Genomic DNA, 12,009 nt, shown 5'->3' on the forward strand with positions numbered 1-12,009 from the left:
ATTATAGTATTTTATATTATTTACTCTCCTACCATTTCACCCTCACAAATTTTACACAGCCTATATTCCCTTAATATAAAGTTAAACAACGAAGTTTCTCAATGTTAGATTTTTCGGAAATGTTAATATATATTTTTTCAGTAAAATATAATCACCATCTCTGCTAAAATATGCTATTATACTTTTAGTATAAGGACCTATTTTTATTCAATTAAAAATAGAGGAAATATGAACTACGAAGGATGATGATGATGCAAAATATCCAACAATTATTCCAGAGCGAAGATGGAAATATTCAACAAAGAGAGAATTTTTTATCCTTATTAGAGAAAATTGTTTCTTCATTAGATAAGTTAAAGGATCCAAATAAAACGACACTAGGTCCAATGAAAGACCGTTCTGCTAATTTTTATCAAGAGCTTATGCAGGACCATCAAGTACCGACAACTGGCGTTGGCCTCGATCAAGTGGTAGAAGAATTAACAGAATTAATGCAAGGGCATCCCTACCATACACGTAACTTTGTCACAAATGTTTTGCCAATGGCCAGCATTCCTGGCGTATTAGGTCAGTTTACAAATGCCCTTCTGAATGGCAATAACTTATGGGATGTTTATGGACCTGCTGCTGCTGAGTGTGAGGTAAAGGTAGTAGCTATGATGTCTAAATTAGTAGGCTATGATTACACGAAAAGCTTTGGCTATACTACATGGGGCGGTCAAGGGGCTGTTTTCAGTGGTTTACGTCTAGCTATTGCAAAGCAATTCCCACACGCTAAGGAAGATGGTATTCCTAATAATTTATATTGTTTTGCTTCAGAAAACGCTCATTATAGTCTTTTAAAATCTATTGAAGCAGTAGGAATTGGCAGTAAACATCTAGTACGTGTAAAAGCAGGCGAAGATCACTCCATGGATGTAGAAGATTTACGTGCACGCATGACTGAGGTCATTGAAAAAGGCGGTATTCCTGTCTATGTCGTAGCAACTACAGGGGCAACAGATCAATTTGGTATTGATGATGTAAAGGCTGTAAAAGAAGTTACAACTAGCCTTGAGCAAAAGTACAACCTACAACCAGTACATATTCATGCTGACTCAGCTTTAGGTGGTTTTTATGCATTTTTCAATGATTATGATTTCAAGAATAACCCACTTAAATTTGAAGAGGATGTATTACAAGGTCTGTCTCAAATCCATGAACGTATGCAGCATCTAGCCATTGCGGATAGCCTTTGCTTCGATTTCCAAAAACTTGGACAAACCCCTTATTTAACAAGCTTATTCTTAATTAAAGACGGTAAAAGCTTACAGCTATTAGATATTGAGGACTTTGATACACCTTATGTTGGTAATCGTGGCTACGGCTCCTATCATACAGGTTATACGTTAGAATGCTCTCGCATGGGTAGCTCTATTGCCATTTTGGCTGCTTTACAAGCATTCGGTAAGGAAGGCTATCAACAAATACTAGCCAATTATGTACGCGTGAATTTAGCATTCCGTGCACAATTAGCTGCAGAAATACCAAGCCTACAGGTTGTCAATGAAATGAATATTGGTCCAGTCACTGCCTTCCGTTTATACCCTGATGGCTTGAACTGGCAAGCAGAACAAGACGGTCACTATTCACAAGATCAAATTGAACGTATTAATGCCATCAATGCTTCTTTATTTGAGATTATCGGAGAAGGTCGAGACGAAGTATTCTTTGGTGATACAACTCGAGTTTGCACAGTTCGTACAAATGATACAACACAACTTGTACCAGTGGCTGCGGCAAAGTTCTTCTCCATTTCACCTTATACGGAGACTGAGCATATCCCTAATATGATTCAATTCTTACAGAAAAAGCTTCAAGTATTGGAGGCGTCTCAAATTGCGTATCGTCAATAAATTTAAGAGTTCTTTACTCTATAAATATATTGCTAGCTTTACTATTCCGATAGCCATTATTTCGTTGATATTTAGCATTGTCATGTTTGCTGTTTCCTATCGCATTATCGACAATTTTGTTATTAAACAATTTGAATCGACATTAGAAATAACATCGAGCACTATATTTGAAAATATCGATAAAAATGATGTCAAGGCTGCGGATAATGGTAGTCCTGATAAATATAAAAAATTATTAGATCAATTGAATGCAACAATTAAAAAATACGATATTGAAAATGCCTATGTGCTATCTAATGCAAATGGGAAAGAGCATATCGTCGCTTTAAGTGATACGGACAATCATCAGCAAGATTATGAATTTAGTGTAGAAATGCGTGAAGCTATCAACACTGGAACGATTCAAACAAGTGATATTTATAAAGATGAGTATGGTATTCATAAATCTATATTCATCCCATTCAAAGATACAGATATTATTTTTGGTTTAGATATGGACGCTTCCTTTATCTCTAAACTTCAAACAGAAACAATTTGGATTTGTATTATTATGACGGTTATTTTTGTGATTTTAGGCATTATCGTTGCTTACTTCATTAGCGTAGGCATTACGAGACCAATCAAAAAAATGACTCAATATGTAGGACAAGTTGCACAGGGAGAATTAGCAGTTGAACCGCTTCAAATAAAGGGCTCCAATGAGATCGCTCATCTTTCGTCTGGCATTGAAAATATGACAGAGGATTTACGTATATTAATTCAGCAAATTGCTCAAAATGCTGAGCAAGTGGCGGCAATGTCTGAGGAATTAACGGCAAGCTCTGAGCAAACAAGTGCATCCATACAGCAAATTACTTCTTCTATGCAAGAAGTTGCGGCCGGTTCAGAAAAACAAACCTATTCGATTGAAGAAGTCGAAAGTCATATTACATCCATCTCAGGCAAAATGTCTGAGGTTGTTACTAGCGTTACGGATGTAACTGAAAAGGCATTCGATGCGTCAGCTATTTCAGAAAAAGGTAATACTACGATTAAAGATGCCACTGAAAAAATGGCTGTTACTTCTCAAGCTATTCAAGAATCTGCAACTGTTGTAGAACGCTTAAGTACGTACACGAATGAAATTGGAGATATTGTCACATTAATTACACAGATTACTGATCAAACCAATTTACTTGCATTAAATGCTTCGATTGAGGCAGCTCGTGCAGGTGAACATGGAAAGGGCTTTGCGGTCGTTGCAGAGGAAGTACGTAAACTAGCAGACCAATCATTAGATGCAACAAATAGTATTCGTACACGTATTGAAACGATTAAAGAGGAATCTGCTCAAGCCGTAAAATCAATGGCGATTAGCAGTAGTAATCTCGCTGAAAGCTCTACAACCTTCAACGCCTCAGGTGAAGCATTTGCTGATATTTATGCCCATATCACAGACCTGACGAAGGAAATGGATCATGTGAATAACATTATGGCCAATATCAACGAAGGAGTTAGCAGTATTGCTGTTTCTGTTGAGCAAGTGGGAGTCGTAGCTGTACAATCATCAGGTAATATTCAAAACGTAGCAGCTGCCTCCGAGGAGCAATCTGCAAGTATTGAAGAAATTACTGCCTCCTCAAATAACTTAGCTGAGATGGCACAGGAACTTCGCCATATCATCCAGAAATTTAAATTATAAATAAACATAACCGCTATACCTGAAAAAGGTGTAGCGGTTTTTTAGTAGAACAAAAAAATCTTCTACCAAGAAGGTAGAAGATTAAGCAATAATACTTTTCACAACTTTTGAAATCACTGCACCTTCAGCTTGACCAGAAAGTAATGGCTTAGCAATTTTCATAGCCTCTCCCATATTCATTCCTTTTTCAACACCAGCGGCTACTAATTTTTCAGCAATCTCTTCTTCCGATAATTGCGTTGGTAAGAATGATTTCAAGAGTACTAATTTAGCTTCCTCTTTCTCAATTAAATCTGCTCGTTCAGCCTTTTGAGCACCCTCTAAAGCCTGATTTGTTTGTTTGACCTCTCGATTTACAATGGCCATTTCTTCATCAGCAGTTAAAGCCTCTCCCTTTTCCTTTTCAGCCAAATCTAAAGCCGATTTTAAAAGAGATAATACACCCTTTGCCAAAATATCTTTTTCTTTCATTGCCGTTTTTAATTGTTCAAATACCTCTGTTTTTAACAATGTCCTCACTCCTTCAAGCCTTTATATTCCAAAAAATTATACCACAAAACTAGCCCGAACACTTTTAATCAGAACTTCACTTGATAATGGAGCATTCCCCTTAGCTCCCCCTGATAAGAAATGAGCCCCTGTAGAGCCATTTCCTCGCGCAATAAATTCTCCCCAATAAAAAACACACTAACAAAACTAGCTTAAAATTCAGCTGTTCGCCTAGTGTTGTTCATGTGTTCTCCTTTTATTAGGTTGTTAAAAAAACCTTCCCTTTATTAGTATGGCTAGATTCAACGGCGTCTATTGCCTTGTGAATGTCCAATAATGGAAAGTACGCATTTACGTTCATCATTGTTAATGACCTATTATGTACAAGGTTGATTAGATGTTGCATAAATTGTTGCCATTTTTCTGTTGTCGACTGAAGTTGCCAATGTCGTAAATGAAACATCCTAGCCTGGACCCTTGCTTCCTTCACAATGTTTGCCCAATCTACCTGTACTCCTGATAAAAGACCAATAGCTAAAAAATTCCCACCAGGTTTCACACAAAATGCAAGTTGATTGCCAGCATCTCCTCCTATGGAATCAATGGCAGCATCTGCTCCTCGCCCATTTGTTAATGCCATCACCGTCTCATACAGGGGCATATAGGACGTATCAATGACATAGTTGGCACCAAGTTGCTGTAAGGCATCCGTATGCCGACCATTTCTTGTAACCGCAATTAGCTGGAAACCTAATAATTTCGCAAATTGCGCATAAATATGTCCGATAGCTGAGCCACAAGCGTTCACTAATAAAACATCACTCGATCGTAATTTTAGAACTTCTGTACAAGTTACTAAAGCTGTAAGAGGATTAATATACATTTGTGCTGCAGTAAAATTATCCATGTCAGCTGGGATCGCTACAGCAAATTCAGCTTGGGTTTTTACCACTTCTTGCCAAGTCCCCTCTCCCCGTAGAGGTAGCACTCGCTGACCAAGAAGCTTGGGCGAAACAAGCGATCCGACAGCTTCAACAATGCCAACGCCCTCATAGCCAGGTACTGTTGGTAAAGTGATTCGATGAGCATATTTCCCCCATATTGGTATAAGATCAGATGGATTGATCGGCCTTGCTAGCATACGTACAAGAATTTCATGGGGAGTAGGAGGTGTAATGGTTTTATTTTCAACCCTTATTACCTCTTTTGGATTTCCATATTCATATATTTTAAGAGATTTTACTTTCACTATTCTTTCTAGCTCCTTTATGGATTAACTATTAAACAGAATCATTCCAGGGGCATTTTTGCGTCACGTTTCTTAAACCCAAGCTTCTGATAAAATGTTTGCTTCCCTTTAGCGCAAAATAATTGAACCCATATAATATTTTCCTGCTGACAATGCTTTAACAAGGTCTCCATCCCCATTGTACCAATTCCTTTTCGCTGAAAATCTATGTGCACCATCACATTACAGATAAAGGTTTGATAGATGCCTGTACTAAGTCAACTATTTCTATTGCCTTGTTTAGCCGTTCATACAAATAAAGCCCCTTTGCATTCCAGCCAATTGTTTGGTGTCATGCTTGATACGGTTTTTTCGTTGGATAAGACTCACTTATTACATTTTAGGATACTGTCATTGTACGACAGTTAGATGCCCCTTTTCGTTCATTATTAATTGGAGAGTGTCATTTATTTCTATACATAATGGACTGACCTGCGCAATCTTATCTGAAAAATACCACAGACGAGCACTAGGTCCTACTAAAATATTGGCTCCATCTTCATAGTTGCCTAGAAAATTCAGGGAATCCTGTTGAATATTTTTGTTATTAATTGGCTTTATACCATATTCATTTAACTCTCCTGCTACTGCTAAAATATCATCTGTTGTTAAATTAATTTCACCAATATGTAACACTTGATCGATTGAAAAAGTCGTTGTATTGAGCTTTGGATTCACTTCCTGTCTAGAAATAAACTCCACTATATTGCCCTCAGGATCATAAAAATAACATGAATAGGCTTTTAAAAATTGAAAATAAACTTCATCCTGACCTTCCGAAAAAAGTAGGCCGACTCGTTCATTCGCCCAATCCTTTGCTTGTTGAAATAAATTACTTGGAATGTTTAAAGCAAAATGATATTGTTTTTGTATTTGAGAAGAGACCTTCTCGAAAGTCATCTCACTCTCCCCAACAGCTATTGTAAAATAATCCTCTGTACCTTTGACCAATGCAAATCCCATTTGCTCACAATAAAATTGCTGCATTTTTTGTACATCATGAACAACTAGTTTAACCCTCGTAATTTTCATTCAAATCCACCCCTTGCTTGTAGTTAACTCTACTATACTAGTCATACAAGGCATTTTACTTCGTGCAAAAGAATGAAGTTTATTTAGATAACTTACAGATGATCTTGATCTCCTTTGCAAGTTGGCTGAGGACTAATCAAAAATTCCACATCAAATTGCGAATCATTTCGCATCTGGTGGCTGATTTGATGGTATTTTCATATTTCATTAAATCAAACCATCTTGTTTTTATTTCATGTAATGAAATTTACCAAATCTCTCATGTTAAAAATTCTGCTAAGCTTATTTTCTTTTTTTGATAATCTGCACCAATGTGTTGTAGTTCTTTTTCTAATTGAAGTGCACCCGCTTCGATGCCTCTATAAATTAATAATGGCAACTGCTCTAAAGATTTTTTAGCTATTGAATAATCACAGGACAGTCTCTTTTTAAGCAGTAATAAAGTTTTAAGCTTATCCTTTCCATTGCCGGTAATATAAATCTCATAATAATTGTTAGAATGATCCTCCAGCTGCTCCTCCTCTAAATTCGATGGTACAAGAACACTCTGAAGAAACGCTACGAGATGATCATAAGCCATTTCAAAATCCCAACTCCCTGCGCCATGATAGGCAGTGAAAATAGCCGTATCCCCTCTCGATATATCTATACAATATGGATCTCCCTCATCCGTAGCGATGACTACATAATGTTGTGGCCAATCAGAAATGATTTCTTGTGTGACTGGATTATAATTGTAACCATCCTGTCCTCGCACTAAATCGGTAGCCCCGTATATTTGTAGGTTTATATAGTCACCTGTATTCCATGTAATTCCTTCCACTACATAATGTTTTAAAAAGTAGATATATTCATCCGGTAATTGCCAATGGCTACCCATTAATTGACTGACATCTTCTTCTAGTGGCTGGTGAAAAATCATCGGATATATGCCATAAAATGAAGGATCTTGTTGTTGAATCTCTGAAATAAAACTACGCATGTTCTCTATTACTTCATCTATGTCCTTAAATACTTCATTCATAGGTAGTTCCCTCCTTACTGCTTTGCATTTATCATACCCCATCATTACCCAATGAAGGAGAACATGTTATAATTTTAAAGTGCACAGCTATAATTATTTTGTATATCCGTTTGTAATCTTATAACATTTATCCAAGCCGTCACCATACTAAAGACATACACCAGATCTATTAAAAACAGTAAAAGGAGAAATCTCTTTTGAGAAATATAATCATCAGACGCCCTGAGCCAGCAGATACTCCTGTACTACATCAATTCTTTTTACATGTCATTCAGGATACTTTCGCTAAAGAAGGTCTTGCCGAGCTGGTGGACGATCAACAACATGAATGGACAACGAAAAAACAATACTTAGCTGCTGACTTTGAAAGTCAGGGCCAAAAAAGGTTTTTCTGGCTGGCTGAGGATGACGAAACAAAAGAAATCATTGGCACCATCGAGTATGGTGAGTCAAATGAATTCATTCAAAAAACGATTATGGAAGACCTGTCAAATTGTCCAGAAATCGGGACCGTTTATGTTCATCCAAACTACCAAGGTTGTGGGATTGGAACGAGACTTGTAAAGAAAATGCTAACAACGTTAGAAATGAAAAACATCCCTAGCTTTTGTTTAGACAGTGGCTATAAACAAGCACAACTGGTTTGGCAGAAAAAATTCGGACAGCCAAACTATGTGCTTGAACATTTTTGGGGAACAAATAATCATCATATGATTTGGAAACGCGATTTACCATTTCAACTAAAGGAGTAAAAGATGTCCTTACAAATCACACAACAATTAGATGCAAAAAATAAATCCTATGTTAATCACATGCTTTATGAATATAATGTAGAACACTTCCCAAAAGACCTACAAGGGCGCTATAAGGAAATTAATTTATTTCTAACAGATCAAGACAGTCAAATTTTCGGTGGCATATTAGGGGAGGTTTGCTGGAACTGGTTAGAAATACACACATTAATGGTCGATGAAAAATTTCGTGGTCAAGGATATGGTTCAAAATTGTTAGCAGCCATTGAGGAAATTGCTTTAGAGAATACATGCGATTTCATTAAGGTTGACACCTTAAGCTTTCAAGCGTTAACTTTTTATGAAAATCATGATTATGAAATTTATGGGACCCTTGATCAAGTAGGAAGAGATTTTAAACATTACTATTTAAAAAAGACTTTACAATATGATTTTGATGATAAGTGACATTCAATATCATTGACCTTTCATCGATGTGAGCAGTCCTAAATATTTGTTATACTTTTCGATGAATGTTAGTATTGTTTATACAGATTTAGTTTTTAATAGTGGAATAGTAAAAAATATGTAAGATTTAATAGCTTCAACTGTGACGTTGAGGCTTTTCTCTTTTCGCAATTTGTAAGTGCCTATACTTATTATGTTTGGAGGGAAATGAAATGTTAAAATTCATTGATGATTTAGCCGGTGCGATTTTCGATGTATTTATGCTATTTTGTTATTTCTTGGCAGGCGTAATAATTGTAGGGGTCCCTATTTTTTTATTAGCTAAATTCTTTTTATGGTTTCAATAAATATTGCAGGCGACATCAAAATGCCAAAAGGAATCACCCGCTTTACGGTGATTCCTTTTTGTTTTCTTTTTCATCTATGTTTATAGCTCAGCAAGCCCTTTAAACAATTTGACTCCTGTTACGATCAGGTCATCTTTAAAATCATATTCAAAGGTATGGATGTTCGGATAATCCTCTCCATTCCCTATATAGCAGTAAGAGCCTTTTGTCAGTTTTGTATAATGTCCAAAATCCTCTGAAGCACGGAAAGCCTCCTTTAGCTCGAGCATTGGTATATTTTTCTCTCCACAAACCTGACGTATTTTATCGGAGCTCTCTTCGTGATTAGCCGTTTCAGGGAATTCATCCTGAAAATCAAAACGAATTTTCAGCCCATATTTTTCCGCTTCTGCTTGTGCTAGATTTTCCAATTTATGCTGAAGTTTACCCATCTCTTCCTCATATAGAGCTCGGATAGTCAATCGTAGTGTGCCCTTACTTGCGTTGACACCAAATGCTTTCTCTCCGATATCTACTTGGACGACGGTACATAATACATTACCTTTATTCGCTGTTGAATCAATCAAGCTTGGAATGCTATCAATAATTTTTGCTATGGCAAAAGCAGGGTTTATGCCATTCTCGGGTTCACTTGCATGAGAAGGTACCCCCTCCATATAGATAGACATTCCTTTTGATGCATACTGGGCTGTTCCATTAATAACATAAACCGTATTTTCTTTAATGCCACTCATATTATGCCAGCCAAAAATCTCATCAATTTTCTTTTCTTCTATTAAGACGGCACATTCTACAGCTCCATCACCAGTTTCCTCGGCATGTTGGAATAAAAAGAATATATTATTGTCAGAGCCCTTCTGATCGATTTCAAGGGCAAAGCCGCAAAGAGTTGCGGAATGTCCATCATGACCACATTTATGAGAAACATCAGGAAACTTCGAACCGTAAGAAAGCTCAATCGTCTCCTCAATAGGGAGGGCATCAAAATCAGCCCGAAAAGCAATATTTCTTTTGCCTACTTTTGAGTGATAAACGGCATAAAACCAACGCCCCTTATCTACGACTTCAAGATTTGTATGGGTTTTAAGAAACTCTATTAAATGATGTTTCGTCCATGCTTCTTGATTTGATAATTCTGGATGCGCATGTAACTCATGTCGTAATTGTATAGCCAACTGTAAATTATTCTTTTCCATTATTCTGTATCTCCTTTAACTCATCGCAAATCTCTTAACATTCTGATTGTTTACTAGAAAAATGGATGCAACCAACGATCATGTCATTGATTATTTTATTTCTTTATCATGTATATGTGCTTCTAAAAATGGCTTATAGCTAGGATCATGGATTTTCCCTTTTTTATACAAATAAGTACCCACAATAAAGTACATTATTAGCATAGGAACACCAATATAGAATGAGAATCTTGTTTCAGGACTATAAGCTGTATAAATGGCAATGGCTATTAAAGCAGCTAAACAAAGTAGCGTTGGAATTGGATAAGTACGCATTTTGAATTTTAGCTTATCGACAGACCCACCATTTTTCACTAACCACTTCCTAAATTTATAGTGGGAAAGATAGCTACCAAACCAGCCAAGTAGTGTATTAAAGCCTGCAATAGATGTTAACCAAATAAATACTTTATCTGGTGAAATAAAGTTCGTAATCAACGAAACCTGTCCAAGGAATAATGTCAAAATTACCGCATTCATTGGAATGCCTCGTTTATTAACCTTCCCTAATGCTTTTGGTGCTTTCCCTTCTTTTGATAATGCAATCAGTGTTCTACTTAGGAAATAAACGATCGAGTTAGCTGCAGAAACCAAAGATGTTAGAATAATAATATTCATGATTGTTGCAGCTCCAGGAATGCCAGCTAAACCTAAAAGACCAGCATATCCATTACTTAGAACGCTTACATTTTGATAAGGAACAACTAAACCAATGATGGTAATAGATCCAACATAGAAAATTAAAATACGAAGGAAAATTGTATTAATGGCCCTTGGAACGTTTTTCTGCGGGTTTTCTGCTTCACCTGCCGCAGAAACAACTGTCTCAACACCTAGATAGGACCAAACTACACCAGTCATCATAATAATGACCGCTGTCAGACCATTTGGAAACATCGATTCACTGTTCCAATTTGAAAAACCTATAAATCCTTGTTCTCCAATCACTCCGAAAATCATTAGGACCCCAATGATAAGAAATACAATGATGGCAAGTACTTTAATACCGGCAAACCAATATTCAGCTTCCCCATAGGATTTCACATCAATTAAGTTCAAAAACAAAATGATAGCTGAAATACAAAGACAAAATATAAAGGTAGACGTACTTGGGAAAAATTGATTAAGAATCATCCCTCCCCCAACAATTTCAGCACCGAGCCCGAGGAATCCATTAATATATAAATTCCAGCCAACCATAAAACCTAGCACAGGGTGAACAAATAATCCTGAATAGGTAGTATAAGCTCCTGGTATAGGCATGAAGGTTGACATTTCTCCAAGACCCTTCATTAACACAAATACTAAAATACCAATCACTAAAAATGCTATAGGACCTCCAAGAGCTCCAGCATTTGAAACAACATTTCCAGATGCAAGAAATAACCCTGTCCCAATGGTTCCACCGATTGAGATCATTGTAAGATGTCTGCGTTTTAACCCACGTTGTAAATCGTACTCTTTATTCTCCACTGTAAATCCCCCTAAACCTTTCAAATCATTGCCTTTCTACACCAGTAATTACGTCTCCACATATGCCTCCGATGTTTTTCAAGTTCACTTGAAAAGCTTCTCTAAAAACCGTCAGCATAATATTGCACAAGCACCTGCCGTAGAAAGGTTTTTCCCCTTATTAAAGAGAGAGAAGTTTGTTGAAACAAAATAATCCCCTTTCTCCTTTGTTGAAAGACAATATATAATATTCAGTCTTTAATTCTATATATTATATATTTTATTTTATATGTCAATAAAAAAAAGAATCTGTCTCATTCGAAACAGATTCTTAGTTTTTCCAGTTTTTCTAGCAATTATAGCAATA

Annotated in this window: 12 protein-coding genes; 5 read left to right on the forward strand and 7 right to left on the reverse strand. The window is 36.5% G+C overall.

Annotated features, from left to right (window positions below):
* Nucleotides 1-251: 251 nt before the first annotated feature.
* On the forward strand, nucleotides 252-1,895 hold the full coding sequence (locus tag PI85_RS04615; protein WP_036127209.1) for a pyridoxal-dependent decarboxylase: 1,644 nt from the start codon (nucleotides 252-254) through the stop codon (nucleotides 1,893-1,895).
* Nucleotides 1,879-3,576, forward strand: a complete 1,698-nt coding sequence (locus PI85_RS04620) for a methyl-accepting chemotaxis protein (RefSeq protein ID WP_036127214.1) — start codon at nucleotides 1,879-1,881, stop codon at nucleotides 3,574-3,576. Before PI85_RS04615 ends, PI85_RS04620 begins: the two co-directional genes overlap by 17 nt.
* 81 nt (nucleotides 3,577-3,657) lie before the next feature.
* Here the strand turns inward: PI85_RS04620 and PI85_RS04625 are convergent, their stop codons facing one another.
* The 5 genes from PI85_RS04625 to PI85_RS04645 form a co-directional block, all read right to left on the reverse strand.
* Nucleotides 3,658-4,086: a GatB/YqeY domain-containing protein gene (locus tag PI85_RS04625; protein WP_036127216.1), complete on the reverse strand. Its 429-nt coding sequence runs from the start codon at nucleotides 4,084-4,086 to the stop codon at nucleotides 3,658-3,660.
* A 238-nt stretch (nucleotides 4,087-4,324) separates the two neighbouring features.
* The gene (locus PI85_RS04630) at nucleotides 4,325-5,314 is read right to left on the reverse strand and encodes a zinc-dependent alcohol dehydrogenase family protein (RefSeq protein ID WP_036127218.1); all 990 of its coding nucleotides are present in this window, start codon (nucleotides 5,312-5,314) and stop codon (nucleotides 4,325-4,327) included.
* Between the two features lie 41 nt (nucleotides 5,315-5,355).
* Nucleotides 5,356-5,532, reverse strand: coding sequence for a GNAT family N-acetyltransferase (locus PI85_RS24805; protein ID WP_244294801.1), 177 nt, complete (start codon nucleotides 5,530-5,532; stop codon nucleotides 5,356-5,358).
* A 172-nt stretch (nucleotides 5,533-5,704) separates the two neighbouring features.
* Nucleotides 5,705-6,385, reverse strand: a complete 681-nt coding sequence (locus PI85_RS04640) for a VOC family protein (protein ID WP_036127220.1) — start codon at nucleotides 6,383-6,385, stop codon at nucleotides 5,705-5,707.
* A gap of 259 nt (nucleotides 6,386-6,644) precedes the next feature.
* A complete protein-coding gene (locus tag PI85_RS04645; RefSeq protein WP_036127221.1) occupies nucleotides 6,645-7,409 on the reverse strand; it encodes an SMI1/KNR4 family protein in 765 nt (254 codons plus the stop codon).
* A gap of 197 nt (nucleotides 7,410-7,606) precedes the next feature.
* On the opposite strand from PI85_RS04645, the gene PI85_RS04650 reads away from it, so the two are divergent.
* The 3 genes from PI85_RS04650 to PI85_RS25015 all read left to right on the forward strand — a co-directional run bounded on the left by PI85_RS04650 (nucleotide 7,607) and on the right by PI85_RS25015 (nucleotide 8,955).
* Nucleotides 7,607-8,161 (forward strand): GNAT family N-acetyltransferase, encoded by a 555-nt coding sequence (locus tag PI85_RS04650; protein WP_036127222.1) that lies wholly within the window; start codon nucleotides 7,607-7,609, stop codon nucleotides 8,159-8,161.
* Between the two features lie 3 nt (nucleotides 8,162-8,164).
* A complete protein-coding gene (locus PI85_RS04655; RefSeq protein WP_036127223.1) occupies nucleotides 8,165-8,608 on the forward strand; it encodes an N-acetyltransferase in 444 nt (147 codons plus the stop codon).
* Between the two features lie 212 nt (nucleotides 8,609-8,820).
* Nucleotides 8,821-8,955, forward strand: coding sequence for a hypothetical protein (locus PI85_RS25015; RefSeq protein ID WP_255350092.1), 135 nt, complete (start codon nucleotides 8,821-8,823; stop codon nucleotides 8,953-8,955).
* A gap of 80 nt (nucleotides 8,956-9,035) precedes the next feature.
* On the opposite strand, the gene PI85_RS04660 is transcribed toward PI85_RS25015, so the two are convergent.
* Nucleotides 9,036-10,151, reverse strand: coding sequence for a M20 family metallopeptidase (locus PI85_RS04660; RefSeq protein ID WP_036127224.1), 1,116 nt, complete (start codon nucleotides 10,149-10,151; stop codon nucleotides 9,036-9,038).
* A 90-nt stretch (nucleotides 10,152-10,241) separates the two neighbouring features.
* The gene (locus PI85_RS04665; protein ID WP_042737440.1) at nucleotides 10,242-11,663 is read right to left on the reverse strand and encodes an amino acid permease; all 1,422 of its coding nucleotides are present in this window, start codon (nucleotides 11,661-11,663) and stop codon (nucleotides 10,242-10,244) included.
* Nucleotides 11,664-12,009 lie beyond the last annotated feature (346 nt).

It is taken from the genome of Lysinibacillus sp. A1 (assembly GCF_000801965.1).
Classification (GTDB): Bacteria; Bacillota; Bacilli; order Bacillales_A; family Planococcaceae; genus Lysinibacillus; species Lysinibacillus fusiformis.

Bases quoted from the DNA above. Each gene is read 5' to 3' on its own strand.
- PI85_RS04615 (WP_036127209.1), top strand. From the start codon at position 252: ATGCAAAATATCCAACAATTATTCCAGAGCGAAGATGGAAATATTCAA.
- PI85_RS24805 (WP_244294801.1), bottom strand. From the start codon at position 5,532: ATGGTGCACATAGATTTTCAGCGAAAAGGAATTGGTACAATGGGGATG.
- PI85_RS04640 (WP_036127220.1), bottom strand. From the start codon at position 6,385: ATGAAAATTACGAGGGTTAAACTAGTTGTTCATGATGTACAAAAAATG.
- PI85_RS04645 (WP_036127221.1), bottom strand. From the start codon at position 7,409: ATGAATGAAGTATTTAAGGACATAGATGAAGTAATAGAGAACATGCGT.
- PI85_RS04655 (WP_036127223.1), top strand. From the start codon at position 8,165: ATGTCCTTACAAATCACACAACAATTAGATGCAAAAAATAAATCCTAT.
- PI85_RS25015 (WP_255350092.1), top strand. From the start codon at position 8,821: ATGTTAAAATTCATTGATGATTTAGCCGGTGCGATTTTCGATGTATTT.
- PI85_RS04660 (WP_036127224.1), bottom strand. From the start codon at position 10,151: ATGGAAAAGAATAATTTACAGTTGGCTATACAATTACGACATGAGTTA.